At 68.9% G+C, this 25,929-nt stretch carries 28 protein-coding genes; 16 read left to right on the forward strand and 12 right to left on the reverse strand.

Translation table 11 applies throughout. The annotated features are described in order from the left end of the window. The first annotated feature begins 63 nt into the window (after positions 1 to 63). From hisC to DVK07_RS02770, 3 genes are read left to right on the forward strand one after another with little or no spacing between them, the layout of a single operon-like run. Positions 64 to 1,158, forward strand: a complete 1,095-nt coding sequence (hisC, locus tag DVK07_RS02760) for a histidinol-phosphate transaminase (protein WP_121595635.1) — start codon at positions 64 to 66, stop codon at positions 1,156 to 1,158. Then, on the forward strand, positions 1,155 to 1,694 hold the full coding sequence (locus DVK07_RS02765; RefSeq protein WP_121595636.1) for an adenylate kinase family protein: 540 nt from the start codon (positions 1,155 to 1,157) through the stop codon (positions 1,692 to 1,694). The genes hisC and DVK07_RS02765 overlap by 4 nt, the downstream gene beginning before the upstream one ends. A 26-nt stretch (positions 1,695 to 1,720) precedes the next feature. Continuing rightward, positions 1,721 to 2,323, forward strand: a complete 603-nt coding sequence (locus DVK07_RS02770) for a CDP-alcohol phosphatidyltransferase family protein (RefSeq protein ID WP_121595637.1) — start codon at positions 1,721 to 1,723, stop codon at positions 2,321 to 2,323. A gap of 15 nt (positions 2,324 to 2,338) precedes the next feature. Here the strand turns inward: DVK07_RS02770 and DVK07_RS02775 are convergent, their stop codons facing one another. Beyond that, positions 2,339 to 2,971: a hypothetical protein gene (locus DVK07_RS02775; RefSeq protein ID WP_121595638.1), complete on the reverse strand. Its 633-nt coding sequence runs from the start codon at positions 2,969 to 2,971 to the stop codon at positions 2,339 to 2,341. Between the two features lie 72 nt (positions 2,972 to 3,043). Then, a complete protein-coding gene (locus DVK07_RS02780; RefSeq protein WP_121595639.1) occupies positions 3,044 to 3,430 on the reverse strand; it encodes a hypothetical protein in 387 nt (128 codons plus the stop codon). Positions 3,431 to 3,501: 71 nt separating this feature from the next. Here DVK07_RS02780 and DVK07_RS02785 point away from each other — a divergent pair, with 71 nt between their 5' ends. Continuing rightward, a complete protein-coding gene (locus DVK07_RS02785) occupies positions 3,502 to 3,738 on the forward strand; it encodes a hypothetical protein (protein WP_004595847.1) in 237 nt (78 codons plus the stop codon). Positions 3,739 to 3,777: 39 nt separating this feature from the next. Here DVK07_RS02785 and DVK07_RS02790 read toward each other — a convergent pair whose 3' ends face one another. Both DVK07_RS02790 and DVK07_RS02795 read right to left on the reverse strand, forming a co-directional pair. Next, complete coding sequence (locus DVK07_RS02790) at positions 3,778 to 4,962, reverse strand: MFS transporter (RefSeq protein WP_121595913.1); 1,185 nt, start codon at positions 4,960 to 4,962, stop codon at positions 3,778 to 3,780. 107 nt (positions 4,963 to 5,069) lie between these two features. Next, positions 5,070 to 6,245, reverse strand: coding sequence for a Xaa-Pro peptidase family protein (locus DVK07_RS02795; protein ID WP_121595914.1), 1,176 nt, complete (start codon positions 6,243 to 6,245; stop codon positions 5,070 to 5,072). 112 nt (positions 6,246 to 6,357) lie between these two features. Between DVK07_RS02795 and DVK07_RS02800 the strand changes: the two genes are divergently transcribed. Then, a complete protein-coding gene (locus tag DVK07_RS02800; protein ID WP_121595640.1) occupies positions 6,358 to 7,014 on the forward strand; it encodes a hypothetical protein in 657 nt (218 codons plus the stop codon). A gap of 270 nt (positions 7,015 to 7,284) precedes the next feature. After that, positions 7,285 to 8,262 (forward strand): transcription initiation factor IIB family protein, encoded by a 978-nt coding sequence (locus DVK07_RS02805; RefSeq protein WP_121595641.1) that lies wholly within the window; start codon positions 7,285 to 7,287, stop codon positions 8,260 to 8,262. A gap of 50 nt (positions 8,263 to 8,312) precedes the next feature. On the opposite strand, the gene DVK07_RS22595 is transcribed toward DVK07_RS02805, so the two are convergent. Next, positions 8,313 to 8,489, reverse strand: a complete 177-nt coding sequence (locus DVK07_RS22595) for a hypothetical protein (RefSeq protein ID WP_158603121.1) — start codon at positions 8,487 to 8,489, stop codon at positions 8,313 to 8,315. Between DVK07_RS22595 and DVK07_RS02810 the strand changes: the two genes are divergently transcribed. Further along, positions 8,452 to 8,925, forward strand: a complete 474-nt coding sequence (locus DVK07_RS02810; RefSeq protein WP_121595642.1) for an NUDIX hydrolase — start codon at positions 8,452 to 8,454, stop codon at positions 8,923 to 8,925. The two genes, DVK07_RS22595 and DVK07_RS02810, sit on opposite strands and share 38 nt — an antisense overlap. Before the next feature lie 80 nt (positions 8,926 to 9,005). Continuing rightward, complete coding sequence (locus tag DVK07_RS02815; RefSeq protein ID WP_121595643.1) at positions 9,006 to 11,252, forward strand: hypothetical protein; 2,247 nt, start codon at positions 9,006 to 9,008, stop codon at positions 11,250 to 11,252. A gap of 82 nt (positions 11,253 to 11,334) precedes the next feature. Here DVK07_RS02815 and DVK07_RS02820 read toward each other — a convergent pair whose 3' ends face one another. Then, on the reverse strand, positions 11,335 to 11,640 hold the full coding sequence (locus DVK07_RS02820) for a hypothetical protein (protein WP_004595838.1): 306 nt from the start codon (positions 11,638 to 11,640) through the stop codon (positions 11,335 to 11,337). Between the two features lie 242 nt (positions 11,641 to 11,882). Next, positions 11,883 to 12,713: a hypothetical protein gene (locus DVK07_RS02825; RefSeq protein ID WP_147441069.1), complete on the reverse strand. Its 831-nt coding sequence runs from the start codon at positions 12,711 to 12,713 to the stop codon at positions 11,883 to 11,885. 372 nt (positions 12,714 to 13,085) lie between these two features. Between DVK07_RS02825 and DVK07_RS02830 the strand changes: the two genes are divergently transcribed. Continuing rightward, positions 13,086 to 14,441: an adenylosuccinate synthase gene (locus tag DVK07_RS02830; RefSeq protein WP_121595645.1), complete on the forward strand. Its 1,356-nt coding sequence runs from the start codon at positions 13,086 to 13,088 to the stop codon at positions 14,439 to 14,441. 106 nt (positions 14,442 to 14,547) lie between these two features. Next, entirely contained in the window at positions 14,548 to 15,363 is an 816-nt protein-coding gene (locus tag DVK07_RS02835) for a hypothetical protein (RefSeq protein ID WP_121595646.1), read from the forward strand. 48 nt (positions 15,364 to 15,411) lie between these two features. Here DVK07_RS02835 and DVK07_RS02840 read toward each other — a convergent pair whose 3' ends face one another. Together DVK07_RS02840 and DVK07_RS02845 are read right to left on the reverse strand one after the other, a co-directional pair. Further along, positions 15,412 to 16,275 carry an aldo/keto reductase gene (locus tag DVK07_RS02840; RefSeq protein ID WP_121595647.1) on the reverse strand — a complete coding sequence of 288 codons (864 nt, stop codon included), beginning with the start codon at positions 16,273 to 16,275 and terminating at the stop codon, positions 15,412 to 15,414. A 174-nt stretch (positions 16,276 to 16,449) separates the two neighbouring features. Next, the gene (locus DVK07_RS02845; protein ID WP_121595648.1) at positions 16,450 to 16,725 is read right to left on the reverse strand and encodes a ribbon-helix-helix domain-containing protein; all 276 of its coding nucleotides are present in this window, start codon (positions 16,723 to 16,725) and stop codon (positions 16,450 to 16,452) included. Between the two features lie 117 nt (positions 16,726 to 16,842). On the opposite strand from DVK07_RS02845, the gene DVK07_RS02850 reads away from it, so the two are divergent. The 5 genes from DVK07_RS02850 to DVK07_RS02870 all read left to right on the forward strand — a co-directional run bounded on the left by DVK07_RS02850 (position 16,843) and on the right by DVK07_RS02870 (position 20,923). Next, on the forward strand, positions 16,843 to 17,331 hold the full coding sequence (locus DVK07_RS02850; RefSeq protein ID WP_004595834.1) for an Lrp/AsnC family transcriptional regulator: 489 nt from the start codon (positions 16,843 to 16,845) through the stop codon (positions 17,329 to 17,331). Then, positions 17,328 to 18,467 (forward strand): pyridoxal phosphate-dependent aminotransferase, encoded by a 1,140-nt coding sequence (locus DVK07_RS02855; protein ID WP_121595649.1) that lies wholly within the window; start codon positions 17,328 to 17,330, stop codon positions 18,465 to 18,467. The genes DVK07_RS02850 and DVK07_RS02855 overlap by 4 nt, the downstream gene beginning before the upstream one ends. 19 nt (positions 18,468 to 18,486) lie before the next feature. Beyond that, complete coding sequence (locus tag DVK07_RS02860; protein WP_121595650.1) at positions 18,487 to 18,828, forward strand: antibiotic biosynthesis monooxygenase; 342 nt, start codon at positions 18,487 to 18,489, stop codon at positions 18,826 to 18,828. 69 nt (positions 18,829 to 18,897) lie between these two features. Continuing rightward, the gene (locus DVK07_RS02865; RefSeq protein WP_121595651.1) at positions 18,898 to 20,052 is read left to right on the forward strand and encodes an acyl-CoA dehydrogenase family protein; all 1,155 of its coding nucleotides are present in this window, start codon (positions 18,898 to 18,900) and stop codon (positions 20,050 to 20,052) included. 70 nt (positions 20,053 to 20,122) lie between these two features. Then, the gene (locus DVK07_RS02870) at positions 20,123 to 20,923 is read left to right on the forward strand and encodes a sensor histidine kinase KdpD (RefSeq protein WP_121595652.1); all 801 of its coding nucleotides are present in this window, start codon (positions 20,123 to 20,125) and stop codon (positions 20,921 to 20,923) included. A 607-nt stretch (positions 20,924 to 21,530) separates the two neighbouring features. Here DVK07_RS02870 and msrB read toward each other — a convergent pair. Then, positions 21,531 to 21,938, reverse strand: a complete 408-nt coding sequence (msrB, locus tag DVK07_RS02875) for a peptide-methionine (R)-S-oxide reductase MsrB (protein WP_121595653.1) — start codon at positions 21,936 to 21,938, stop codon at positions 21,531 to 21,533. 77 nt (positions 21,939 to 22,015) lie between these two features. Between msrB and DVK07_RS02880 the strand changes: the two genes are divergently transcribed. Continuing rightward, positions 22,016 to 22,252 (forward strand): CDGSH iron-sulfur domain-containing protein, encoded by a 237-nt coding sequence (locus tag DVK07_RS02880; RefSeq protein ID WP_121595654.1) that lies wholly within the window; start codon positions 22,016 to 22,018, stop codon positions 22,250 to 22,252. Positions 22,253 to 22,270: 18 nt separating this feature from the next. Here DVK07_RS02880 and DVK07_RS23215 read toward each other — a convergent pair whose 3' ends face one another. After that, positions 22,271 to 23,356, reverse strand: coding sequence for a DNA topoisomerase IV subunit A (locus tag DVK07_RS23215; RefSeq protein WP_199719405.1), 1,086 nt, complete (start codon positions 23,354 to 23,356; stop codon positions 22,271 to 22,273). After that, a complete protein-coding gene (locus DVK07_RS02885) occupies positions 23,357 to 25,819 on the reverse strand; it encodes a DNA topoisomerase VI subunit B (protein ID WP_199719407.1) in 2,463 nt (820 codons plus the stop codon). Positions 25,820 to 25,929 lie beyond the last annotated feature (110 nt).

The following is a 25,929-nucleotide window of genomic DNA, read 5'->3' on the forward strand; positions in this document are numbered from 1 at the left end:
TCCCGTCGCGACCCCTCGACCGCCAAGACCACCCTTAAGCCCGACCGACTCCCAGTTCCGGCCATGCGACCACGGGATCTCTCCGATCACTCGCCGTACGTGCCCGGGCGGGGCGTCGAGGAAGTCGCCCGCGAGCGCGGGCTCGACCCCGACGACCTCATCAAGCTCTCCTCGAACGAGAACCCCCACGGCCCGAGCCCGGCGGCCGTCGAGGCGATCCGCGAGCACGCCGCCCGCGTGAACCAGTACCCGAAGTCCTCGCACACGGACCTCACCGCGGAGATCGCCGCGAAGTGGGGCGTCGACGACGAGCAGGTGTGGGTGTCGCCGGGCGCCGACGGCTCGATCGACTACCTCTCGCGGGCCGCGTTAGAGCCGGGCGACGAGGTCTTGATGCCGAGCCCCGGCTTCGCCTACTACGCGATGTCCTCGCGGTACCACCACGGCGAGGTAACCGAGTACGAGCTCTCCCCGGCCGACGGCTTCGCGCAGGACGCCGAGACAGTCCTGAGCGCCTACGGCGGCGAGCGGATCGTCTACGTCACCTCGCCGCACAACCCCTCGGGCTCGACCATGCCCCTCGACGAAATCGAGGCGATCGCGGACGCGACCGCCGAGGAGACGCTCCTCGTCGTCGACGAGGCGTACGGCGAGTTCGCCGCCGTCGACAGCGCGATCCCGCTCGTCGACGAGCGCGACGACGTCGCGGTCCTCCGCACCTTCTCGAAGGCGTACGGCCTCGCCGGGCTCCGGATCGGGTACAGCGTCGTCCCGGAGGCGTGGGGGGAGGCCTACGCCCGCGTCAACACGCCGTTCGCGGCGAACGAGCTGGCCTGCCGCGCCGCGCTCGCCGCGCTCGACGACGAGGAGCACGTCGAGCGGTCGGTCGAGTCGGCCCGCTGGGCCCGCGAGTACATCGCGAGCGAGCTCGACGCGCCGACGGTCGACTCCGCCGGGAACTTCGTCCTCGCGGAGGTCGGCGACGGCGAGCGCGTCGCCGAGGCGGCCCAAGAGCGCGGCGTCATCATCCGCGACTGTACTTCCTTCGGGCTCCCGGAGCACGTCCGTGTCTCGACCGGGACCCGGAAGGAGACGCGCGAGGCGGTCGAACTGCTCAACGAGACGCTGGCGGACCTCGAACTCGGTGTCCGGGCGTGAGCGACGGCTCTCAGTCCCCCGATAGCGCCGACCGGGTCGCCGTCACGGGAACACCCGGAACCGGCAAGTCGACCGCGACGGCGCTGCTGGAGGGCGAGTACGACGTGATCCACCTCAACGACCGGATCAAGTCCGACGACGACCTCTGGACCGAGCGCGACGCCGACCGCGACACGCTCGTCGCCGACCTCGACGCGGTCCGCGATCACCTCGGCGACTGGACCGGCGTCCTCGACTCCCACCTCGCCCACCGGTTCGACGTCGACCGCGTCGTCGTGTTGCGCTGTCACCCCGAGACGATCGAGTCCCGGCTCGAAGCGCGAGGCGAGTCGCCCGAGACGGCCGCCGAAAACGCGGAAAGCGAGGCGCTCGACGTGATCCTCTCGGAGGCGGTCGCCGAGCACGGCGCCGAGAACGTCTACGAGGTCGACGCGACCGACCGCGACCCCGAGGCGGTCGCCGACGCGGTCCGCGCCGCGATCGAGGGCGAGCGGGAGCCGAGCGCCGGCACCGTGGACTTCATCGATTATATATGAGCCGACCGCGAGCGTCGAGACGGTAGATGACCCTCGACCAGTACCGGTCCGTGGCGGACCGCCTCCTCGGCCCGTGGGTGTCGGCGGCCGACAGGCTGGGCCTCTCGCCCGACCAGGTGAGCGTGATCGCCTTCCTCGTCGCCGTCGCGGCCGCGGGGGCCTTCGCCGTCGGGTCGTCGCCCCTCTACGCGGCCGGCGCGCTGCTCGTCCTCCTCAACGGCTGGCTCGACGTGGTCGACGGGGCGCTCGCGCGCCATCAGGAGGTCGCCTCCGACGGCGGCGACTTCCTCGACCACGTCCTCGACCGCTACGCCGACGTGGCGATCATCGCGGGATTCACGGCCGGCGTCGAGGCGTACGCGCTCGGCTTCGCCGCCGTCACGGGCGTCCTCCTCACCTCCTACCTCGGCACGCAGATCCAGGCGGTCGGGATCGGCCGCGAGTACGGCGGCCTCCTCGGCCGGGCCGACCGGCTCGCGCTCGCCGGGATCGTCGGCGTCGCCGCCGCGGTCTACTCTGCGCCGGTCGTCGCCGGGCTGAACGTCGTCGGCCTCCTGCTCGCGCTGTTCGCCGTCGTCGGCCACCTGACGGCGGTCCAGCGGTTCCTCGGCGCCTGGCGCGACCTGTGACTCCCCGCGCGGTCACTATTTAAATGGTGTGTCGGTCGAAGCGCTCGGCGCGCTCGCTCCGCCCGTTTTATCCACCCGGTTCGACCCGATTCCCACGCCCTCGTCGACCGCCGTCTCCGCGTCGCCCATCCCCAAGTACGCCTCCTCCAGCTCCGCCAGTCGGCCGTTCACCGCCTCGCTCTGGTTGTGCGTCGGGGCGGCGCGAACCCGGACGAGGTCGTACTCGTGTCGGTCGGCGAGCCCGTTCCACGCCCGGAACGCGCCGACGGTCAGGGTGTGCGTCTGCGGGCAGAACGCCGTCGTCGGCGTGAACTCCGCGCGGAGGACGCGGTCGATTCCGTCGACTTCGCTCCCGTCGACCGCGTCAGTGGCGTCGCCGCGCTCGACGGCGTAGCGGAACCCGGCGTCCCCGTGGCGCGTGTCGAGGTTCAGCCGCGCGAGGTTGTAGTCGAACGTCATGTCGTACACCCCCCGCTCCTCGAAGCAGTCGCGGGTGAGGCGGTGGAACGCGAGGTGGTCCGCCCCCGTGAGGACGTCGTGGCCGTCGAGGAACGCTCCCGGGCTCGGGAGGTCGTCCGCGACGAACTCGTCGTAGCCGTCGAACAGGTCGTCGCCGTCGGATCCGAATGGAGACGGGAAACCGGGCATGTGCGTACGGTGACCGCCCGCCGGGGTACTCCTGACCCCGCAGATGTTCGGGCCGTCGCCGGCGTGCGGTCCTCAGCCGTTCCCGCCGTCCCGCGAGCGCAGCTCCGTCGCCCGCGCGTGGACGCTGTCGACGGCGTCGCGAGCGGCCGACTCATCGATTCCGAACGCGTGCGCGGCGTACGTCACCGAGAACCGGACCGCGAGGTAGGTGATCCGGACCTCCTCGTCGGCGCGAGCGATCGTCGGCGGGACGCCCCGCCTGCCGGTCTCTTTCTCGTCGAAGCCGCCGGTGATCGCGTACAGGTCGGCGTACAGCCTCGCCGCCGCCGGAATCTCGAACGACGCGATCCGTCCGTCGGGGCCCTCGAAGTGGTACGCGTCGGGGCGGTTCCGCGCCTCGCGGACGATCCGACGGCCGCCGTCGTACGTCTCGATCACCGTTTCGTTCTCGTCGGTCACTGGTACCAGCCGCTCCGGACACGTCCCCTATCGAGGAAACAATTTAAAAGCGTTCGGCCGGAACGGAGGGTATGCCCACTTTCGAGCTGAACCTCTCGGACGACGTGTACGCGGAGTTTCAGCAGCTGGCGGACGAGGAGTTCGTCTCCGAGGAGCAGGCCGCGGAGGACCTCATCGCGTCCGGAATCGAGGCGTACAACGTGAGCGTCGTCGACGACGAGCCCCGCGACGAGATGCTCGACGGCGCGGAGAACAACATGTTCGACACCGCGGAGGACCCGGGCAGCATCGAAGACGACCGGCTCTGAGCCGCCGCGCGCTCCGCTCATTCTCGAGTCAACCTCGGCTCAGTACCCCAGCCCCAGCAGCCGGTTCGCCGACAGTGTCGCCAGCCCGAGCGCCATCACACAGGCGAGCAGCCCGAACGCGACGGGCCACCCCGCGGCGTCCGAGACGGCGCCGACGACGACGCTGCCGGAGGCGCCCGTCACCATGTACGCGGTTCGGACGAGCCCGAAGCCGGCGCCGCGCTCGGCGTCGGACAGCAGGTCCATGAACCGCGACTGGACCGGCGCGCCCCACGACATCGCGAGGCCGACGAGGCCGACGCCCGGTATCACGGCGGGGAGGCCCAAGTCGAGGGCCGCGGCCGCGACCAGCGTCCCGTAGCCGACGACGCCGGCGCCCATCGTCACCATCGCGGTGGCGTCGCGGCCGATCCGGTCGGACACCGATCCGGTCACCGGCTGCGTGCCGCCGTGGACGAGGAAGTACACCGAGAACAGCAGCGCGGAGAGCGCGCTCGACAGGCCGGTCCCGACCTCTAAGAACGTCGGGAGAAAGGAGGCGGTCGCCTGCCACGTGAACGCGCCCATCGTCGCCAGCGCGGTCGTGTAGAGGATTTCCCGCCGCGAGAGCAGTTCGGCGAGGGGTCCGAGCGCGAACCGCTCGCCCATCGGCTGGTCGGGGCGCAGGGGATCGGTCGGCCGGACCCGCCACGCGAACAGGACGAAGACGGGGACCGCGACGGCGGCGCCGAGGAGGACGCCGGCGCGCCAGCCGTACCGCGACCCGACGAGCGCGGCGGCGGGCGGCGCGGCGAGCCCCGCGAGCGGGCCGCCGGCGACGTGAACGCCGATGGCGCGGCCGGTGTCGTCGAACTGCCGCGTGAGGAACGTCGTCGCGACCGAGTAGTGGAGGCCGGCGCCAACGCCGAGCGCGGCCGCGAACAGCCCGAACGCGAGCATCGACGGCGACGCGGCGAGCAGCACCGACGCGACGGCGGTCGCGCCGACCGCGGCGAGGATGACGCGGCGCTCGCCGTACCGGTCGCCGAGGACCCCGGAAGGGAACTGCGTCAGCGCGTAGGTGAGCCACATTCCGCTGAGCGCGAGCCCGACGGTGCCGTTGGTCACGCCGAACCGCGTCGTGATCTCCGGGACGAGCGGGCTGACGACGAGCCGCGCCACCATCGTGCCGGTGAACGCGAGCGTACAGAGCGCGAGCGCCGTGTGTTCGTACCGCCAGTTCACGGTCGCCGTTCCCGGCACGGGTCAAAGCGGCTTCCGATCGCGGTCAGACGGGCCGGGTGTCGCGCGGCGCCGCGTCGCCGACGGCGGGCCGGGACGCCCCCCGCGGCTCACTCCGCGACGAACTCGATCGGGTAGTCGGTGAGGTTCTCGTACCCGTCCTCGGTGACGACGACGAGGTCCTCGATACGGACGCCGCCGACCTCCGGGTCGTAGAGCCCGGGCTCGACGGTGATCACGTGGCCGGGCTCCAGCTCCTCGCCGCCGCTCGCGAGCCGCGGCGACTCGTGGACATCGAGGCCGATCCCGTGGCCGGTCGAGTGGATGAACCCGGTCTCGGTGTCGGGGTCGGTTCGGAAGGTGGGTTCGCCCGCCTCCTCGTACACCTCGCAGGCGGCGGCGTGGACCTCCTCGCCGGTCGCGCCGGGCTCGACCGCGTCGAGCGCCGCCTCCAGCGCGCGCTCGGTGAGGTCGTACCACTCGCGGAGCGCCTCGCTCGGCTCGCCGACGCAGAACGTCCGCGTCATGTCGGCGTTGTACTTCGTCGCCTTCGAGCGCGGGAAGATGTCGACGATGATCGCCTCGTTCGCGCGGAGCGGGCCCGAGCCGCGGTCGTGCGGGTCGGCGGCCTGTGCGCCGCCGGCGACGATCGTCTCGTCGAGCGCGCAGCCGTGGCGCAGCAGGGTCACCTCGATCTCCTCGGTCACCCGCTCGCTGGTGAGCGGCTCGCCGTCGCGGAGCAGGACTCCCGTCTCCGCCTCGTCGCTCTCTCCCGCCACGTCGGCGCCGGCGATCAGCTCCTCGGCGGCCCGCATCGCGGCCTCGTTGGCCACTTGCGCCTCGCGGATCGCGTCGATCTCCTCGTCGGTCTTCACCGCGCGGACCGCCTGGAGCCGGTCGTCGGCGTCGACGGCGACGTCGATCCCGCGCTCGCGGAGGGCGTCGGCGGTGCCGACCGGGCCGCGCGGCGGCATCGAGACGGAGTCGACGCCCTTGTCGCGGAGGAACGCGGCGTACATGTCGTTGCGCTCCTCGCGGCCGCCGTACTCGTAGTCGTAGTCGGCGTGGCGCTCCACCGTGTCGGCCGCGGCCTCGCTCGTCGCGCGGCCGTACTCTAACCCGCTGACGAGGAGGTGGACCTCGCCGTCGGCGTACAGCGTGAGGAAGGGGTCGGGGCCGGTGAACCCGGAGAGGTACAGCTGGTTGGCGTCCTCCTGCGAGGCGTCGAGCAGGTAGCCGTCCGTGTCGAGGTCGGCGAGGCGGTCGTCGAGCCGCGTTCGATTCATACACGCGTTGCTCGCGCGACGCCCAAAGCGGTTGTCCTCGCGGAACCGGTCTGAGACCTCCGTCGATCCGTGAGAAAGCATATGCCGCTCGCTCGGGAACGGCCGGTCCGAGATGTCGACGGGAGAGCGAACCACGCTGGGCTCGCTCGTGTCGCTCCCGCCCGGGTGGCTCCGCGTCGCCGTCGCCTGCGGGAGCGGTGCGGCCCTCGCCGGGCTGGCGGCGACGTGGATCGGGGTCGCGGTCGCCGGCGTGTCACCGGGAGACTCGGAGATCGCCCGGTGGATGGTCGGCGGACCGATCTCCGGGGTCGAGGGCGCGATCTGGTTCCTCTTCGACGCGCACTGGATCCGGATACGGACGGGTCTGGGACTGTCGAACCTCGCCGTCTTCGGTCACCCGCTGATACAGGCCGACGCCGCGCTGTGGCCGCTCCGTTTCGTCCCCCTTACCTTCTGTCTCGGCGTCGCGACCGCCGTCCGGTATCTCGGGGTCGACGACCCGCTCGCCGGCGCCGCGACCGGGGTGGGCGCGACGCTGGGGTACCTCCCGGCGATGCTCGCGCTGTGGCGGGTCTCCCGGGTGCCGCTCACGCGCCACGCGGCCGACGGGAGGGTGCCGATCTCCGACGCGGACGGGATCCCGACGTCGGAGGCGGCCGGCGTCACGGCCGGTCCCGACCTCGCCGCGGCCCTCGCGCTGGTGACCGGACTGGGCGTGATCGGCGGCTACCTCGCGGGCGCGGTCGCGGCCGCCGCGACCGGGAACTGACCGACGGGCTGGTCGCCCTGAGCGCCGTCCGCCGCTCGCGAAACGCCTATATACCATATCCCGCCGGGCGGCCGTCGGTTTCGCTCTCGCCCCGGTCCCGATCACCGCGTCTCAAATACCGAATTGTACAGGGTTGTACACGGCGTTTTCGGCCGTGTCTCTCGGGCGCCAACCACGCAAACATTTAAGTATTTGGCTCACTTACCCGAAGGTGAGGAAAACACCGAGATCCGTCTCTCGGTTCCGCTGTTCCCTCCACGCACAACACCAATGAGCGAGAACCTTCGAACGTACACGACAGAGACCGTCGACGACGAGAACGAGAGCGAGTCGGAGAACCAGGAAGAAGAGCTGCGGTGCCCGGAGTGCGGCGGCCAGCTCGCGACGGACACGGAACACGGCGAGACCGTCTGCGTCGACTGCGGGCTGGTCGTCGAGGAGGACGAGATCGACCGCGGGCCGGAGTGGCGCGCGTTCGACTCCAAGGAGAAGGACAACAAGTCCCGGGTCGGGGCCCCGACGACGAACATGATGCACGACAAGGGGCTCTCGACGAACATCGGCTGGCAGGACAAAGACGCCTACGGCAAGTCGCTGTCCAGCCGCCAGCGCGAGAAGATGCAGCGGCTGCGGACGTGGAACGAGCGGTTCCGCACCCGCGACTCCAAGGAGCGCAACCTGAAACAGGCCCTCGGTGAGATCGACCGGATGGCCAGCGCCCTCGGCCTCCCCGACAACGTCCGCGAGACCGCCTCCGTCATCTACCGCCGCGCGCTCGACGAGGACCTGCTCCCCGGCCGCTCCATCGAGGGCGTCTCCACGGCCTCGCTGTACGCCGCCGCGCGGCAGGCGGGGACGCCGCGGAGCCTCGACGAGATCGCCGGCGTCTCGCGGGTCGAGAAGGACGAGATCGCGCGGACGTACCGCTACGTCGTCCGCGAGCTCAAGCTGGAGATCCAGCCCGCAGACCCCGAGAGCTACGTCCCGCGGTTCGCCTCCGACCTCGGCCTCTCCGACGAGGCCGAGCGCCGCGCCCGCAGCCTGCTCGACACGGCGAAGGAACAGGGGATCCACTCCGGCAAGTCGCCGGTCGGGCTCGCCGCGGCCGCCGTCTACGCCGCGTCGCTGCTCGTCAACGAGAAGGTGACCCAGAGCGAGGTCAGCGAGGTCGCGAACATCAGCGAGGTCACGATCCGGAACCGGTACCACGAGCTCCTCGAGGCCGAGGACTCGGTCGCGCTGAACTGAGGCGCCGCTTCGCTTCCGGTCGTCGGAGCGTTCGGAGGTCGCTCCCGTTTTCAATCGCTCTCTTCGCCCTCCCAGCAGTCCACGTCGTCGCCGATCCGGTAGTATCCCGACAGCGACCGCGCGGCGTCGCCGCGTCGCGGCGTCCGCCCGAGCCGAAACCGCGAAGGCGGCGCGTCGCCACCCGGAGGTATGGAGACGACTCGCCACTTCACGGCGACGACGTACATCGTCAACGACGGGACGACCGCGCTTCACGAACACGAGCGGCTCGGGATACGGCTGCCGCCTGGCGGCCACGTCGACCGCGACGAACTCCCGCACGAGGCGGCACTGCGCGAGGTCCGCGAGGAGACGGGGCTGGCCGCCGATCTGGTCGCGACGGAGTCGTCGATATCGGGGCCGAACACCCGCGGGCTCCCGGAGCCGGCCCACCTCATGCTCCACGACATCAACGTCCACGAGGACGGGTCGGTGGGCCACCAGCACGTCGACCACCTCTACTACGCCCGCGTCGACTCCCGGGTGATCGCCCCGAACGGCGACGACGAGGTCGACCCGGCGCGCTGGCGCTGGTACAGCTCGGAGGAGCTGGCGGCGAGCGACCTCCCGGAGGACGTCGTCGACCTCGGTCGAGAAGCGATCGACGCCGTCGGAGGGGACTGAACGAGGGGCGTCGCGGCGTCAGACGGCCGTCTCACGCTCCGGAAGGTATTTGGGTCGGTGTTGGCGACGTAAACGCAAGGATGGACGCACAGCGACGGGAAGCGATCGCCGAGTGGGACGACCGCTCGTTCTCCGACGGGTTCGCGGGGCTCGGCCGGATCGTCGACGACGGGTTCTCCGGCGCGGCGACCGACGGGACCGGGTGGATCTTCCTCGTCGACGGGCGCGTCGTCGCCGTGGTCGACGCGACGCTCGACGCCTTCGCCGACGCCGCCGGGACCGTCTACCGGGCCCCGGACGAGGCGCTCCCCGTGCTCTTCGCGATGCAGGAGCTGGGCGGCGAGCCGCGGGCGAAGTACTACACCAAGGACACGCCCCTGCGAGAGGCGGACCAGAAGCTCTCACAGGGGGGGTTCACCGGCTACATCGAGCTGTCCGAGAACGTTCTCTCCGGCGACTACTACGTCGCCTACACGGGCGGCGAGTCCATGGCGGCGGCGTACGTCGGCAACGCGAGGCGACTGGAGACGGGCGACGACGCGTTCGACCTCGCGGCCGACGAGGTCGGCATCTACACGGTGTACGAGGTCGAACTCGACGTCCGCCCGCTCCCGGACGGCGACGGCGCGGAAGATGCGGACGACGCGGGCGCAGCGACCGACCCGACCGAGACCGCCGGTTCCGACGACGGGAACGACGCGGACGACGGAGCGACCGACGGACCGTCGGACACCGAGAGCGACGCCGAGAGCGACACCGAGCCGGAGACGGCAGGAGACGACGGCCCCGCGAGCGCGGTCGGCCCCGCCGCGAGCGTCGGCCGCGACGGCGACCCGACCGCCGCGAGCCGAAGCGACGAGTCGGCGGGCATCGACGCGGGAGACGAACGCGACGGGGGCGAGGCTTCGGCGGAGGAGGGCTCCACGCCCGACGAGGTCCGTATCGGCGACGCGGAGTCCGCCGAGCGGGACGCTGCCGAACCGGCCGGGTCCGACCGCGTGCGCCGATCGCCGACCGAGTCCGAGGCGACACCCGCTTCGGAGTCCGACGCCGGGGACTCGCCCGACCCGGACGCCGCCGACGCGCCGGACTCCGAGGACGTCTTCTCGGAGGAGGCCGAGTGGCGGGAGCAGAAGTCGATCCCGGCGCTCGACCCCTCCGAGGCGGGCGGGGAGCCCCCGAGCGCCGAGGAGCGCCGCGCAGCCGCTTCGCAGCGCTCCCGCTCGGGCGACGACCGCGGCCGGGCAGAGCGGGGCGGGTCGAACGCGAACGGCGGGTCGCCGTCGCCGCGCTCCACCGAGACGGCGTCGGGGCCGTCGGCGGTGTCGAAGCGCGACGGGCGCGACGCGCGGGGCGACGCCGACCCCGATCGGGTCCGGAAGCTCGAGGCGGCCTTAGAGGAGACGGAGACGGAGCGGCAGTCGCTCGCGGACGAACGCGACCGCCTGGCGGCCGAACGCGAGGAGGTCGAGTCGGAGCGCGACGAGCTGGCCGACGAGGTCGACCGGCTCGAGTCCGAGGTCGACGAGCTCCGCGAGGAGCGCGACCGGCTCCGCAGCGAGCTCTCGAACGCCAAGGAGCGGCTCCCAGACGCGGAGCGGACGCTCACGCCCGCGGAGGCGCGCAACGGGACGAACCTGTTCATCAGGTACGACTCGAAGGAGGGCGCGACGCTGGCGGACGCCCACAAGGGGAGCGCCGACCGCGAGGCGCTCCGCGAGAACCTCCGGGTCGAACACCACACGAGCTTCGAGACGGACGGCCTCGCGGTGGACGGCCGGCCGTTCGCGGAGTTCTTAGAGGACACCATCGAGTACGGCTTCACCCGCTGGCTCGTCGAGGACCTGCCGTTCGAGGTCCGCGGCACCGGCAACGAGGGGACGCTCCGCGACCTCTACGACGCGCTCCCGGAGATCGATCGCGCCGAGATCGGCGGGACGGTGTCGATCGAACTCCGCGAGGGCGGCGAGGAGGTCCGCGAGCAGCGGTCGTTCGACCTCGTGTTACGCGACCGGATGGGCCACCCGCTGTTCGTCGCCGACCTGAACGACAGCCGGGACCCGACGGCCGAGGGGACCTTGGAGTCGCTCGTCGAGAACGGGCGCGACATCGCCGGATCGAACGAGACGTTCGCCGGGGCGTTCGCGGTGACGGAGAGCTTCTTCGAGCCCGGCGCCTTAGAGACCGCGAGCGACGCGGTCGGCGGCGGCCTGTTCAGCCGGTCGAAGCGGGCGAGCTTCGTGAAGCTCTCGCGCAAGCAGGGGTACCACCTGTGTCTCGTCGAGGCGCGCGACGGCGGGTTCCACATGACGGTCCCCGACCTGTAGCCGTCACGGGACCCTGTCGGAGGCGGCTACCGGGAGCGCAGAAACGCGGCAGATACGTCGGCGGGCGAAATCGAAAGCGCGGTCAGTTCTCGAGCTCCGCGGCGTCGTCGATCCGCATGGAGCCGAGCTTCTCGACCGTCTCGTCGAGCTTCTCGTCGAGTTCGTCGACGAACTCGTGGGTCCGCTCCGTGGTGATCGCGCCCTGGCTGGACGGCTCGATGAGGTTCTCCTCTTCGAGGACGCGCAGCGAATAGCGGACCTTGTGGTGCGGGTAGCCCGTCTCGTTCGACATCTTCACGATGCCGATCGGCTCGTTCTCGATGACCATCCGCAGGACCTGGAGGTGACGTTCCAGCATGTCTACCTCCTTCTCTAATCGATCTATCATGGCACATGTTAACTCGTCATGCCCCCGTTTAAAAGTTGCTGTCGGCGGCCGGGGAGGCCTCGTCAGATCGCACGCTTTGACGTGGGAGTAGTTAACGTGTTCGATCGCGGCACGGCGGCAGAGTTATAAATGCGACAGTAAATCCCCGGAGATCAGGTCCCGTTCTCAGTACTTCCATCGGAATTCAGAGAGCTGTGGCGCCGATTTGACGTCGTTCCTGATCAGTCGGTTTGTAGAACAAGTCAAGATAACCACTTGAGGACATTTCCGTATCCCCACGTTTCCGCCACTCCGTTTTCGGAGACAACTGAGCGGTCGTCTTCACCAGACTCTCGGCTCGGAACTGCTACCCCAAAAAACGAGATATTTTTATTCGATTTGGCAGTGTATAGTATGTCCCAAATGCCTGGCACGGTAACGGCGTCGTCTATGGTATCGAGTAACTCCGAGTCGACTGAACTCCCGGACCCTCGGAGAAAACTCAATAATCCGTCGCTACTAACGACATCATCGTCCGGCTTGTAGTCGAAAATGTCCGTACCGATAGCGACGAGGGCGACGTCCTTTTCTTCGGCCACTGTTCGCAAATCGCGTGCGTCGTACACGGGCGTGTGCCGATTAGTCATGAGCAGTTTATGGAAGTTTAATAGGAAAATCACGGTATCGCTCTGAATGTATTCGTGCTGAATCACCGTTTTTCGTTCTTCTGTCGGCATAAGGAAACTGGAATCATCATCGTGTGTTTCGAGTTCTTCGTACCGTCGTTCGATCGAATCCGTATCCTGTTGGTTCCAGGGAGGATCGTCACGAATGAGTTCTATGGACTCCCCCGGAAAATCGATAATTGTGATCTCGTCAGGTCGCCCATCTCGTGCGCCCCCACCCAGTGTTACGTCGACAATATATAGTTCCGGATTTTGGTGAGGGTACTGGTGGCTCTCAAGTAGTTGCGACAAAACGCGCTTCTCAAAGTCCTCGGACCTCCCATACTGCATCTGGTGACTCACCACCGTGTCTTCGCGGTTCTGTAAGTGACTGAACAGGCCACCGGTGAACGTTGATTTTCCTCCCATTTGGCCAGAGTACAAAAAGATCCGATTTGACATGACTCATAATTTGATCGTTAGTAAATGAATCTGAGGACTTATCTGGTGTTTTATATTAATTCAGTTCCGGGAACACGATAAACAGGTCATTGCGAAAGATAATGCTGTGATACCGTACCAGAATCACAAATTCCTCGACACTTAACCGATTTTACCTGTGGTTCGGCAATCCGAGCCAGTGATTATTTCACGAGAACAGCCATCAGATATACTGCTGAGAGACAATACACGAACAAGGCGATTTTACGGACATATTTCGGAATTCGATCCGTATCTATGCTGGTCTCGCGGTCGCAGACCGTAATCGGTTTTACCCCCCGCGGGGAATCGGCAGGTCGTATGACACTCACCATCGTCGGCTCCCAGCTCGGCGACGAGGGCAAGGGCGCGCTCGTCGACCGGTGGGGAGGGGACGCGGACGTCGTAGTCCGTTATCAGGGCGGCGACAACGCCGGCCACACCGTCGTCGAAGGCGGCGCGGAGTACAAGCTATCCTTGGTTCCCAGCGGCGCGGTCCGGGGGACCGTCGGCATCCTCGGCAACGGCTGCGTCGTCAACCCGCGCACGCTGTTCACCGAGATAGACGACCTGCGCGAGCGCGGGCTCGACCCCGACGTGCGCGTCGCCCGCCGGGCGCACGTCATCATGCCGTACCACCGCGTGCTCGACGGGATCGAAGAGGAGGTCAAGGCCGACGACGACGCCGGCGACGAGGTCGGCACCACGGGGCGCGGGATCGGCCCGACGTACGAGGACAAGGCCGGCCGCCGCGGGATCCGGGTCGCCGACCTGCTCGACCCCGACGCGCTCCGCGAGAAGCTCGAATACGCGGTCCCGCAGAAGCGCGCGCTCGTCGAGGACGTGTACGGGCTCGACATCGACGATGTCGACGACCGCGCCGAGGCGTTCGACGTCGACGCGCTCCACGAGGAGTTCGCCGCGATCGGCGAGCGCCTCGCCGACGAGGGGATGACCGTCAACTGCTCCGACTACCTCCACCGTCGCCACGCCGCGGGCGACGAGATCCTCTTCGAGGGCGCGCAGGGGACCCACATCGACGTCGACCACGGGAACTACCCGTTCGTCACCTCGTCGAATCCGACCGCCGGCGGCGCGGCCGTCGGCTCCGGACTCGGCGTCACGAAGGTCGGCGACGGCGAGGTCGTCGGCATCGTGAAGGCGTACCTCTCGCGGGTCGGCGAGGGGCCGCTCCCGACCGAGCTCGACGGCGACGCCGACGAGGAGGCGCTCGCCGACGAGATCAGAGAGAAGGGCGGCGAGTTCGGGACCGTCACCGGTCGCCCGCGCCGGATCGGCTGGCTCGACCTCCCGATGCTCCGCCACGCCGCGCGCGTTTCCGGCTTCACCGGCGTCGCGGTCAACCACGTCGACGTGCTCGCCGGACTCGACGAGCTGAAGGTGTGTACGGGCTACGAGCTCGACGGAGAGACGCTCGACACCGTCCCCACCACGACCGACCGGTGGGAGCGCTGCGAGCCCGTCTACGAGACGCTCGACACCTGGGAGCCGTTCGACTCGGCCGCGGTCGCCGAGGCGGGTTACGACGCCCTCCCGGGGGCCGCACGCGAGTACCTGGAGTTCGTCGCCGCCGAGATCGACACCCCGGTGTACGCCGTCGGCGTCGGCCCCGACCGCGAGGAGACGGTCGAGCTGACGAACCCGTTCGAGGAGTAGCGCCGCTCCCGGGCCCCGAGCCGACCGCCCTGCGCGGCCGATCATCGCGTGCGAACGACGCCCGCGCCCGGCCGAGGCTTTTCAGGGCCGGACGCGAACCGCCGGTATGGCTCAGCCCTCCACCGATCCGCCGGGCCCCGAACCGCCGTCGACGGGGTCGATCGTCGAACGCACGTTCGCGCACCTCCCCCGACTGCTCCCGCTCGCGCTCGTCCCGCTCGTAACTGCCCTGTTGAACGCGAGCGACCTGCTGGCGGCCTCGCAGGCGGACGGGGTCTCCGTCCGGGCGTCGTTCCCCGTCTACCGGTACGACCTCTGGAGCTTCGTCGAGACGCCGACCGCCGGCGGCCTGTCGGTGTCCGTCCCGTTCGGCACCGTCGAGCCGCTGGCACTCTTGGTCCCGCTGCTCGGCGCGTACGTCGTCGTCTCGGGCGCGCTGAGCGCGGGCTACTTCGGCGGTATCGCCGAGGGAATAACGACCGGGCGGTTCGGCTTCGTCGCGGCTGTCCGGCGGTTCGGCGTTCGGATGGTCCTCTTGGAGGCGATCGTCATCGTCGCGCTCGCGGCCGTCTTCCTCCCGCTGCTCGTCTTTCCGCCGCTGTTCGTGGCCGCGGTCCTCGCGGTGCTGGTGCTCTCCTACCTGTACTTCCCGACGGTGTACGTCATCGCGTTGGAGGACCGCGGGATCGAGTCCGCGGTCCGCCGGGCGCGCGAACTCACGGCCCGCCACCGGCCCCTCGGGTTCTTCCTCGCCGTCGCCGTGGTCACGGCGGTCTGTTCCGTTCCGCTGGGCCTCCTGACGCACTCGGGGCCCGCCGGCGCCCTGCTCGCGGCGGCCGTCGCCGCGCCGCTGGGGCTCGCGTTCAACGTCGCGACCGCGCTGAAGGTCGCCGAGATGGCCGACGTTGAAACGGTCGAGTAACCGCTCGGCGGGGGGAGCCGCTCGGCCGCGACGCGCGGGTGTCCCGCGTTACTGCGGGTCGACGGCGTCCAGCGCGGCCATGTCTTCGTCCGTCAGCGTCAGGTCCGCCGCCGCGAGGTTCGATTCGAGGTGCTCGACGCTCGACGTGCCCGGGATCGGCAGCGTCGCGTCGGAGTGGTCGAGCAGCCACGCGAGCGAGACCTGCTGGGGCGTCGCGTCCCGTCGCTCGGCGACCTCGTCGAGCACCTCGCCCGCGTCGTCGTCGTCGACCGCGTACATCGGGCCCCACGGGATGAACCCCACGCCCTTCTCCTCGCAGGCGGCCAGCACGTCCTCGTCGTCGCGGTGGCCGACGTTGTACCGGTTCTGGACGGTGGCGACGTCGACGATGTCGGTGGCGGTCTCCAGCTGCTCGACGGTGACGTTCGAGAGGCCGACGTGCGCGACCTGCCCGGCGTCCTTCATCTCCGCGAACGCGTGGACCGACTCCTCGAAGTCGGTGTCCGGGTCGGGGCGGTGGTACTGGTAGAGGTCGATCGTGTCGGTGCCGAGCCGGTCGAGGCTACACAGCACCTGATTCTTCAGGAAGTCGGGGTCGCCGTGGGGGAGCCACTCGCCGTCGCGGTTGCGGAGCAGGCCCGCCTTCGAGGCGACGACGACGTCGTCGGGGTCGCCGAGCGCCTCGCCGATCAGCCGCTCGGAGACCCCCGGGCCGTAAGAGTCGGCGGTGTCGACGAAGTCGACGCCGAGTTCCACGGCTCGCTGGAGTACGTCCTTCGCGTCCGCCTCGTCCTCGGGGCGACCGATGATCTCCTCGCCGGTGATCCGCATCGCGCCGAAGCCGAGCCGGTTGACGGTGAGTTCGCCGCCGATGTCGAACGTCTCGCGTCGGCCGGTGGTGTCGGAAGCCATGAACGACCGATCTCGCGCCACGCGGAAAGCCGTGGGGATGGCGGAAGGAGAGGGGGAGGAGCAGCAGTGAGCGGTCAGGGCGGGAGGTGTCGATCGTATACGTTCCGGCGGTGACCGACGGCCTGCGGATCGAGGGATTCGAGGTGGGAGAGCGCCTGCTCCGTGTATTTTACCTCAGTCATCCATACCCAGTCGCTCGCGGGCCTCGTCGGCCGACACCGTCTCGTCGCGCTCCGCCTGTTCGCGGCTCTCTGCGAGGTCCGACAGTGTCTCCTCGGAGAGCGTCACCGACGGGGCGACCCAGTCGCGCAGCGCGTCGCGGATCGCTTCGGACTTGCTCGCGTACCCCCGCCGCTCCCACTCCTCCTCGATCCGGTCCAGCAGGGATTTCGGAACCCGGACGTTGATCTTCTCCATCCGGTCGTCGCCCGCGTTCGCGTCAGTGCTCATAGCGTGTGATACAGCGGTATCACTGAAAAGGATTCGGGGCGCACGCACCTGACCCCCGCGGCTCGCCCGTGTTGCGTCCGTCGCTACTCATAAACCGTCCCCGCGTAATCGTAGGGTATGGACGCCGAGCGCGAGGTACTCGACGTGTTGGCGCGGAACGCCCGCGAGGACATCGACGACATCGCGGCCCAGACGGGCCTCGACGCGGCGGCGGTAGCGGACGCGATCGACGCGCTGGAGGCGAAAAGCGTGGTTCACGGCTACCAGGCCGTCGTCGACTGGGACCGCGTCGACGAGGGGAAGATCCGCGCGGTCGTTGAGATCAACGTCGAGCTCGACCGCGAGACGGGGTACGAGCAGGTCGCGGACCGGATCGCCAAGTTCCCCGCGGTCGACGCCTTGCACCTCGTCTCCGGCGACTACGACTTCGCCGTCGAGGTGCTCGGCGAGAACATGCAGGACGTCTCCGAGTTCATCTCCGAGCAGGTCGCGCCGATGCCCGAGGTCACCCAGACGGTGACCCACTACATCATGGAGACGTACAAGGACGGCGGGATCCGGTTCGAGGACGGCGACGACGACGACCGCCTCTCCGTGTCGCCATGAGACTCTCGGACCGCGCGCGCACCCTCCCCGAGTCGGGGATCCGGAAGTTCTTCGAGCTCGCGGAGGCGCGCGACGACGTCATCTCGCTCGGGGTCGGCGAACCGGACTTCTCGGCGCCGTGGGCCGCGCGGACCGCCGCGATCGACTCGCTCGAACGCGGGAAGACCTCCTACACGTCGAACCGCGGGATGGCCGCGCTCCGCGAACGGATCGCCGACCACCACGAGCGCTACGACCAGTCGTACGAGCCGGAGTCTGAGGTGCTCGTCACCACCGGCGCGAGCGAGGCGGTCGACCTCGCCTTCCGCGCCTTGGTCGACCCCGGCGACACCGTCGCGGTCCACGAGCCGACCTACATCTCCTACGGGCCGGGGATCGAGCTGGCGGGCGGCGAGCAGCTGACGGTCCCCACGCGCGCCGAGGACGACTTCGCGCTCACCCGAGAGTCGCTGGAGGCCGCCGGCGCCGCCGAGGCCGACCTGCTCGTGCTCTGTTACCCGAACAACCCGACGGGCGCGACGATGACCGACGAGGAGTTGGCCGAGGTCGCCGCGTTCTGCCGCGACGAGGACCTCCGCGTCGTCGCCGACGAGATCTACGCGGCGCTCACCTACGGCGCCGACCACAACTCGATCGCGACGCAGCCGGGGATGCGCGAGCGCACGGTCGTCGTCAACGGCTTCTCGAAGGCGTACGCGATGACCGGGCTCCGCTTAGGGTACGCGCTGGGGCCCGCGGAGGCGATCGACGGGATGAACCGGATCCACCAGTACACGATGCTGTCGGCGCCGACGACGCCGCAGTACGCCGCCATCGAGGCCTTAGACCGCTGCGACGACGAGGTGACGGAGATGGTCGACGAGTACAACCGCCGGCGGCGGCTCGTCGTCTCCCGGTTCAACGAGATGGGCCTCGACACGTTCGAACCGGGCGGCGCGTTCTACGCGTTCCCGGACTGCGGCGGCGACGACGAGGCCTTCGCCGAGGCGCTGCTGGAGGCGGAGGGCGTCGCGGTCGTCCCCGGCTCCGTCTTCGGCGAGGGCGGCGAGGGTCACCTCCGCGTCTCGTACGCGACCTCGATGCGCGAGCTGAAGGAGGCGACCGACCGGATCGCGTCGTTCGTCGAGGGCCGATGACCGAGTCCGTCGAGGACCGATGATCGACAGGATCTGGCACGGGTGGACGACGCGGGCGGACGCCGACGAGTACGAGCGACTCCTCCGCGAGGAGATCCTGCCCTCCTTCGCCGAGGCCGAGAACGACGGCTATCGCGGCGCCCGACTGCTCCGCCGAGGGGCCGACGGCGACGACGAGGAGGTCGAGTTCGTCACGATCCTGCGGTTCGACTCGATCGAGTCGGTGAAGGCGTTCGCGGGCGAGGCGTACCGAGAGGCGCACGTCCCGGACGCCGCCCGCGAGGTGCTGAAGCGACGCGACGACCGCGCGCGCCACTACGAGGTGCGCGAGGAACGGGAGTACCCGGCGGACGGCTCGTAAACGAACAACTCCTCTCGAATTGTTCGACGTTCGCCAACGATTATCACGTTCGATCCGGATCGACGAGGTATGGAGTTCCAGCTCACGGACGAACAGAAGCAGCTGCGCGAGGAGGTCCGGAAGTTCGCCGACGAGGAGATCCGGCCCGTTGCGACGGAGTACGACGTCGAGGAGTCGTACCCGCACGAGATCATGGACAAGGCGGCCGACATGGGGCTGCTCGCGCCGCACGTCCCGGTCGAGTACGGGGGGATCGGCTACTCCTCGCTGGAGAACGCCATCCTCACCGAGGAGCTGTTCGCGGCCGACCCCGGGATCGGGCTCTGTATCTCCAGCGCCGGCTTCGGGGCGGAGGCGCTCATGGAGTTCGGGACGGAGGAACAGAAGGAGCGCGTGCTCCCCGAGGTGACCGCGGGCGACGCGGTGATGGGCTCGGCCATCTCGGAGCCGCAGGCGGGGTCGGACGTGACCTCGGTCGCGACGCGCGCCGAGAAGGACGGCGACGAGTGGGTGATCAACGGCTCGAAGATGTGGATCACGAACGGCACCGTCGCCGACTACTTCGTCGTCGTCTGCGAGACGGACCCCGAGATCGACGACCGCTACTCCGGCTACTCGCAGATCCTCGTTGAGGGCGACCGCGACGGGCTCACCCGCGACAAGATCACCGGGAAACTCGGGATCCGCGCGAGCGACACCGCGGAGCTGCGCTTCGACGACGTGCGGGTGCCCGAGGAGAACCTCATCGGTCAGCGCGGGATGGGGTTCCTCCAGCTCATGCAGTTCTTCGACGAGACCCGGACCGCGGTCGCGGCGCAGGGGGTCGGCATCGCCCGCGGCGCCGCCGAGCGCGCCTTGGAGTACGCCGAGGAGCGCGAGCAGTTCGACCGCCCGATCAGCGACTTCCAGGCGATCAAACACAAGCTCGCGGAGATGCACACGAACACGGAGGCCGCCCGCTGGCTCACTTACCGCTCGGCGTGGGCGGTCGACAACGAGGCCGGGGACCTGACCGCGCTGGCGTCGATGGCCAAGGAGTTCGCCTCGCGGACCGCGGTCGAAGTCGCCGACGAGGCGGTCCAGGTCCACGGCGGCGCCGGCTTCGTCAACGACCACGACGTCGAGCGGCTCTACCGCGACGCGAAGATCACCCAGATCTACGAGGGGACCACGGAGATCCAGAAGAACATCGTGGCCCGCGAGCTGCTCGACGAGGGCATGTGAGACGCGGGAGCCGGTCCTCAGCCGTCCGCAACCGGTACGTAGAAATCACCAGAGAGCGTAGATTTCCGGCATGAGCGACTACGCGGACGCCGAGCCGGGCGACGGGGCGGACGCCGAGCCGGGCGACGGGGCGAACGCCGACACGACCGACGGCCCCATCTTCGACGCGGACGATGAGGTGGACCCAGAGGAGCGGCTCAAGCGGCAGCGCGACGACCTACAGCTGTTGAACCAGGTGATGCGCCACGACATCCGCAACGACCTCCAGCTCGTCGGCGCGTACGCCGAGCTGCTCGACGACCACGTCGACGAGGAGGGGAAGGAGTACTTAGACGTGATCAAGCGCAACACCCAGAGCGCCGTCTCGCTCACCACGACGGTCCGCGACCTCGCCGAAGTGATGCTCCGGGAGGACGCCGAGCCGAGCCGCGTCGCGCTCGATCGGGTCCTCTCCCAGCAGGTCGAAGAGATCCGGTCGGGGTACTCGGAGGCCGTCTTCACGGTGGAGGGCTCGTTCCCCGAGGCCGAGGTCGTCGGCGACGAGATGCTGAGCTCGGTGTTCCGGAACCTTCTCCGGAACGCGGTCCAGCACAACGACGAGACCCCGCCGAAGGTGGCCGTATCCGCGACCGTCAAGGAGGCCGAGGGCGTCGCCGAGGTGCGGATCGCTGACAACGGTCCGGGAATCCCCGCGGACCAGCGCGACGAGATATTCGGCAAGGGCGAGAAGGGGCTCGACAGCCCGGGCGCGGGGATCGGGCTCTACCTCGTCCGGTCGCTCGTCGAGATCTACGGCGGCGACGTGTGGGTCGAGGACAACGAGCCGAAAGGCGCCGTGTTCGTCGTCAGGCTCCCGCTCTGTGAGGGGTGACACTCGGCAGCCGTGACGGGGGTTCTTATAAAGAACTACGCGGTGGCGCGTGCCTGCGAGCGGCCGGCAGGCCGCGAGCAGCACGCGCGAGGGAGTCGGTCGCCCGGAGCGAAGCGACGGGCGACTGACGAGGCTGGGGAGGTGTGAGGTGCGGTTGCGGTGCGGGGCGGGACTCAAAGGGGCGGCTGCGAGGCGGGCGCACGCTCGCTGCGGTCCTCACTCGGTCGCTCACTTCGTTCGCTCCCTCGTTGTGGTCCTTACTTCGCCTGCGCCCGCCTCGCAGCTGGGGCTTTGGGAGTGGTCCAAGCGTAAGCATTGACGTATGGCCGATCGATTGGGCTTTGGAGGTGTTCGCTGCCGATCCGCTGTCAGCTATTTATTAGCGAGCGACTGGGGTTTTGACGCCGTTCACCGTCGATCGACTGACGGCTATTTATAAGCGAGCGGCTGGGTTCATAGAAAGGTTCTCCGCGTCATCGTTCGATAATAAATAGCCGACAGCGGTGGCCGATTTTACTTATAAATGGCCGTCCGTGGATCTACGCCAATGTACTGTTTCAGGCCGTCGGACTATATAAACGGATTTCCAACGGAACCTCGAACTCCCTTATTCGTCGTACTCCATCGCGACGGAGTTGATACAGAAGCGCTTCCCGGTCGGCTCGGGACCGTCGTCGAACACGTGGCCGAGGTGCGAGTCGCAGTTCGCGCAGCGGACCTCGGTGCGGCGCATCCCGTGGCTGGTGTCGACCTGCGTCGTCACGGACTCCTCCTCGGCGGCGTAGAAGGCGGGCCAGCCGCAGCCGGACTCGTACTTCGTCTCCGCCTCGAAGAGGACGGTGCCGCAGGCCCGACAGCGGTACTCGCCGTCGTCGGGGTGGTGGTCGACGTACTCGCCGGAGAACTTCGCCTCCGTGCCGCTCTCGCGGAGCACGCGGTACTCCTCGTCGGAGAGGCGCTCGCGCCACTCCTCGTCGGTCAGCTCGCTCGGGTCGCGCTCGTCGGTCTCGCTCATACCACCGATACGTCCCCCACGGGCAAGGGGGTTGCGGCGGTCACAAGCCGTATTCGGGTGGGAGCCGAACCGCGCCCATGGCACGCGAAGTCACGCACGAGGAGCGGGGGCCGGCGGTGCTCGACGACGACGACAAGGGCGACGACGGGCTGATCTACGTCTGTCAGTGCGGCCTCTCGGACTCGAAGCCGTTCTGTGACGGCTCGCACAACGCGACGGCCGACGAAGAAGACGGGGTCGTTTATAAATACCCGAACGAAGACGCCGACGGCGAGCGCCGCGAGATCGACGAGATCGTCTACGAAGACGAGTAGCCGCGTCTCGCCCGCCCCTTAGAGGACGCCCATCTCGTTCAGCCGCTCGGGGAGGTAGGTGTCGGTGACGAAGTCGAGCCCGCGGCTCGCGAGCGACTGCTGTTCGGACTTCTTCCCGATGTCGAGCTGGAGCTCGATCTGCTCCTCCCAGTAGTCGGTCTGGAAGCGCGGGTCCTCCAGCTCGGACTCCAAGGCGTTGATGTCCGAGTCCGAGAGCGGATCCGAGGGGAGGTCGTACTCGACGATGTCCTCCGGCTGGATCCCGATGAACCGCGCCTCGGGCGTCGCGAGGTACTTCGAGAGGTGCGCGGACTTGATCGAGCCGTACGCCACGGAGCCGTAGATCCGGTAGGACCACGGGTCGCCGTCCGTGAACACCACGACGGGGAGGTCCAGCTCGTCGCGGAACCGCTTCGTCAGCCGGCGCGTCGCGCGCGCCGGCTGCCCGCCCAGGTGGACGACGAGGGCGTCGTGGGCCTCGTCGAACCCGTTCTCGACGAGCCGGTCGCGCATCCCGCCGGTCTCCACGCAGAGGACGAACTCGGCGTCGTTGTCGAGGAACTCGATCGTGTCGGGGTTGTTGGGGATCTGGTAGCCGCCCTGCCCGACGTCGAGCTGACAGTGGATCTCGCGGTCGCCGCGGTTGGTCTGCTCGCGGATCTCCAGCGGCCCCATCACCTTCGCGCCCGACTCCTCCGGGCGCATGTGGAAGTCCTCGCGGGTGACGCCGGTAACGATTTCCAAGTCCTCCACGAGGTCGTTCGACTCGTCTTGGCTCTTGAACTGCGCCTCGTCGTTGTCCCACGACTCGGAGAGGTAGTACAGCTCACGCAGGGTCGACGAGCGGTCGTCGTCGAGCTGGTCCGCGAGGAACTCGATCGTGTAGGCGGCCTTCAACAGCTTGCGCGCGCCCCGGACCGAGTTGGCGCTGCGCGTCGAGGTGCGGTCGCCGTAGGTCCACACCCCGCTCTCCTCGTCGTACTCGATGTTGCTCTTCGTCCGCGTCGGCAGCGTCATCTCCGGGATCTTCCCGGCCGCGAACTGGTCGTAGAAGTCCGCCGCTAAGTCTATCAGCTCGTCTCGTGCGTCGCTTTCGGTCGTCATTTAATCGTTCACCGTGAGTTTCTCGGTCTCCACGCCGCCGACGCTGACCTCGAACTCGGGGTCGCCGTCGACCGCGTACGTCAGTTCCCGCTCGTCGCCCGAGGGCACCTCGGGCTTCCACTGGACGAACCACTCGCCGTCCATGTCCACCACGGTCCCGTCGGAGAGGTCGGTCGGCTCCGTCGAGACGATGTCCGTGATGTCCAGCTCCTCGTTCACGTCCGAGTGGTTCTCGACGACGAGCGTCACGGAGCCGTCGCTCACCTCGCGCTCGACGCTGACGTTGTTCATGATCCGCGCCAAGGCGCCGTCGATGTCGGGCCGCGACCGGCCCGTGACCTCCGAGACCTTGTCCGCCATCTCGGGGAGGATGCGGCCGAGCACGTCCTGTTTCTCCCGGCGCTGCTGCATCGAGCGCCGCTTGTTGAGGAACGACTTCAGCTCGCGTGCGGCCTCGCGCACCGCGAGCTCGATCTCGTCTTCGATCTCGGGGACGTTCGCGAGCGCGTCCTTCGACTCGCTCGTGAACGGGACGTTCGTGGACGCGACGTGGATCGATATCACCGCCGGCCCGTTCGGCATCCCCGAGCCGCCGGGCTGGTCGAGCCCGTAGTTGCGCCAGCCGATCCCCTTGATCACGTCCGTCGTCGCGCAGGCGCCGCGCTGGTAGACGAGCGGGACGCGGTTCGCGAACCGGAGCAGTTCCACCGACCCCTCCGCCGGAATATCGCCGCCGTAGGCGATGCCGGCCTCGACGATGAACGGGTCGCCGCCGTGGACGTCGGCGTCGCGGGTCGCGGCCGCGTAGAAGTCGGCGTCGTACTCCTTCCGGAGCCCGGCCTCGACTAACTCCGCCGTGATCGGCGCGAGGCAGTCGGTCGGCGGCGCGAGGATGTCCGTCGTCCGCATCGCGTCGAGCAGGTCGGCGGCGGCGTCGCGGCTCCCCGCGATCGCCTTCACCTTCGGCGGGTCGTCCGGCACCGTCCGAGCGCGCGACCAGAACGCCTCGACGACGTTCTCGCGGGCGGTCTCGCCGAACGTCGCGTCGCGCTGCTCGGCGACGAACGACGCCGCGTCCGCGACGAGCCGTTCGAGGTCGTCCCGGGTGATCCGGAACGCGTCGCCGTCGAGGTTCTCGAACCGCCGCGCGAGCGCCTCGGCCATCGCCTGAACCGCCTCGTCGTCCTTCCGGGTCGACGTCGCCTCGTCGACGAGCGCGTAGGCGTCGGGGACGAGCGGCGACTCTTCGGCGTCGTCGGCTCCCTCACCGCCTTCGCCAGAATCGGCGGCCTCGTCTTCCCCGCCGATCCCTGTGACCGCCCGCCACGCGGCGTCGACCGCGTTCTCGCGGACGGTGCCGCCGAACGTCTTCCCGGTGTCGCCCTCGACGGTCTCCGCGACGTTGTCGACGATCTCCGCGAGCTGGGACCGAGTGACTCGGTCGTGGTTCCCCACCGCCTCGGCGACGCCGTCCGCGAAGGTCGACGTCGCCTCAGCGCCCTTGTTCGCGACCGCGTCCGCGACCGCGCTCGCGACGTCCCGGTCGTCGTGGGCGCGCGGCGGCGACCACGCGAGCTCACGGCCGTAGTACACGTCCCGGAAGTTGTCGATGACCGAGTCGGCGGTCTTCTTGCCGACCCGGGTGAACTCCTCCTGGAGGAACCCGGAGACGGAGTACGACTCCGTCGCCTCCAGCATCTTGATCAGCGCGCCGAGCTCGACGCCGTGCGGGTGCGGGCGGATCTCCTCCGTCTCCGCCGGCAGCTCGTCGGTCGCGCGCTCGAACTTCAGCGGCTCGTCGAGCCCCGGCTCGCGCAGCTCCAGCCGCGCGTGGGGGTTGACGACCGCGGTGTGTTTCACGTAGTCGTGGAGCTGCTGGCGGGCGCGCATGTTCGCCTCCATCTCCAGCTCGATCCGGGTGCCGTGGGGCCGGTCCCACGTCGTCTCCTCGTCGGCCTGGATCTCCGGCTCGTTGGTGTCCGTGTCGATGATCAGCTCGAAGTACTGCGCCCGCGACTGTCCCTTCGGGCGAGAGGTGATCTTCGCCGGCTGCCCGGAGGTCAGCTGGGAGTACAGTACAGCCGCTGAGATCCCGATCCCCTGCTGGCCGCGGGACTGCTCGCGGGCGTGGAAGCGGCTCCCGTACAGGAGCTTCCCGAACACCTTGGGGAGCTGTTCTTTCGTGATCCCCGGCCCGTTGTCTTCGATGACGAGCCGGTAGTAGTCGCCCACCTCCTCTATCTCGATGTAGATGTCGGGGAGGTACCCGGCCTCCTCGGTCGCGTCGAGGGCGTTGTCGACCGCCTCCTTGACGGCGGTGACGAGCCCGCGGGCGCCCGAGTCGAACCCGAGCATGTGTTTGTTCTTCTCGAAGAACTCGGCGATGGAGATCTCGCGCTGGCCCTCGGCCAGCTCCTCCGCGATCCCCTCCTCGTCGCCGATCGTCGACTGGAAGGACGTCATTCGGTATCCCTCCCTTCCCCCGAGGCACCTAAAAACGCACCGGCGGCGCGGTGAAAGTGGATCTCGGCGTCAGACGCCGTCTCGTCCGTGTGCGAGTCGCTCTCGGGGAG

The sequence above is a fragment of the Halorubrum sp. Atlit-26R genome (assembly GCF_003666015.1).
In the GTDB taxonomy this organism is placed as follows: Archaea; Halobacteriota; Halobacteria; order Halobacteriales; family Haloferacaceae; genus Halorubrum.

What these genes read in the sequence shown, in the direction of transcription:
- DVK07_RS02840 (WP_121595647.1), bottom strand. Translation starts at nt 16,275, where the DNA reads ATGGCTTCCGACACCACCGGCCGACGCGAGACGTTCGACATCGGCGGC.
- DVK07_RS02880 (WP_121595654.1), top strand. Translation starts at nt 22,016, where the DNA reads ATGGCACGCGAAGTCACGCACGAGGAGCGGGGGCCGGCGGTGCTCGAC.
- DVK07_RS02845 (WP_121595648.1), bottom strand. Translation starts at nt 16,725, where the DNA reads ATGAGCACTGACGCGAACGCGGGCGACGACCGGATGGAGAAGATCAAC.
- DVK07_RS23215 (WP_199719405.1), bottom strand. Translation starts at nt 23,356, where the DNA reads ATGACGACCGAAAGCGACGCACGAGACGAGCTGATAGACTTAGCGGCG.
- DVK07_RS02800 (WP_121595640.1), top strand. Translation starts at nt 6,358, where the DNA reads ATGTCGACGGGAGAGCGAACCACGCTGGGCTCGCTCGTGTCGCTCCCG.
- DVK07_RS02865 (WP_121595651.1), top strand. Translation starts at nt 18,898, where the DNA reads ATGGAGTTCCAGCTCACGGACGAACAGAAGCAGCTGCGCGAGGAGGTC.
- DVK07_RS02830 (WP_121595645.1), top strand. Translation starts at nt 13,086, where the DNA reads ATGACACTCACCATCGTCGGCTCCCAGCTCGGCGACGAGGGCAAGGGC.
- DVK07_RS02860 (WP_121595650.1), top strand. Translation starts at nt 18,487, where the DNA reads ATGATCGACAGGATCTGGCACGGGTGGACGACGCGGGCGGACGCCGAC.
- DVK07_RS02885 (WP_199719407.1), bottom strand. Translation starts at nt 25,819, where the DNA reads ATGACGTCCTTCCAGTCGACGATCGGCGACGAGGAGGGGATCGCGGAG.
- DVK07_RS02850 (WP_004595834.1), top strand. Translation starts at nt 16,843, where the DNA reads ATGGACGCCGAGCGCGAGGTACTCGACGTGTTGGCGCGGAACGCCCGC.
- DVK07_RS22595 (WP_158603121.1), bottom strand. Translation starts at nt 8,489, where the DNA reads ATGTACGTCGTCGCCGTGAAGTGGCGAGTCGTCTCCATACCTCCGGGT.
- DVK07_RS02775 (WP_121595638.1), bottom strand. Translation starts at nt 2,971, where the DNA reads ATGCCCGGTTTCCCGTCTCCATTCGGATCCGACGGCGACGACCTGTTC.
- DVK07_RS02870 (WP_121595652.1), top strand. Translation starts at nt 20,123, where the DNA reads ATGAGCGACTACGCGGACGCCGAGCCGGGCGACGGGGCGGACGCCGAG.
- DVK07_RS02770 (WP_121595637.1), top strand. Translation starts at nt 1,721, where the DNA reads ATGACCCTCGACCAGTACCGGTCCGTGGCGGACCGCCTCCTCGGCCCG.
- DVK07_RS02855 (WP_121595649.1), top strand. Translation starts at nt 17,328, where the DNA reads ATGAGACTCTCGGACCGCGCGCGCACCCTCCCCGAGTCGGGGATCCGG.
- msrB (WP_121595653.1), bottom strand. Translation starts at nt 21,938, where the DNA reads ATGAGCGAGACCGACGAGCGCGACCCGAGCGAGCTGACCGACGAGGAG.
- DVK07_RS02835 (WP_121595646.1), top strand. Translation starts at nt 14,548, where the DNA reads ATGGCTCAGCCCTCCACCGATCCGCCGGGCCCCGAACCGCCGTCGACG.
- hisC (WP_121595635.1), top strand. Translation starts at nt 64, where the DNA reads ATGCGACCACGGGATCTCTCCGATCACTCGCCGTACGTGCCCGGGCGG.
- DVK07_RS02785 (WP_004595847.1), top strand. Translation starts at nt 3,502, where the DNA reads ATGCCCACTTTCGAGCTGAACCTCTCGGACGACGTGTACGCGGAGTTT.
- DVK07_RS02815 (WP_121595643.1), top strand. Translation starts at nt 9,006, where the DNA reads ATGGACGCACAGCGACGGGAAGCGATCGCCGAGTGGGACGACCGCTCG.
- DVK07_RS02805 (WP_121595641.1), top strand. Translation starts at nt 7,285, where the DNA reads ATGAGCGAGAACCTTCGAACGTACACGACAGAGACCGTCGACGACGAG.
- DVK07_RS02810 (WP_121595642.1), top strand. Translation starts at nt 8,452, where the DNA reads ATGGAGACGACTCGCCACTTCACGGCGACGACGTACATCGTCAACGAC.
- DVK07_RS02825 (WP_147441069.1), bottom strand. Translation starts at nt 12,713, where the DNA reads ATGGGAGGAAAATCAACGTTCACCGGTGGCCTGTTCAGTCACTTACAG.
- DVK07_RS02820 (WP_004595838.1), bottom strand. Translation starts at nt 11,640, where the DNA reads ATGATAGATCGATTAGAGAAGGAGGTAGACATGCTGGAACGTCACCTC.
- DVK07_RS02795 (WP_121595914.1), bottom strand. Translation starts at nt 6,245, where the DNA reads ATGAATCGAACGCGGCTCGACGACCGCCTCGCCGACCTCGACACGGAC.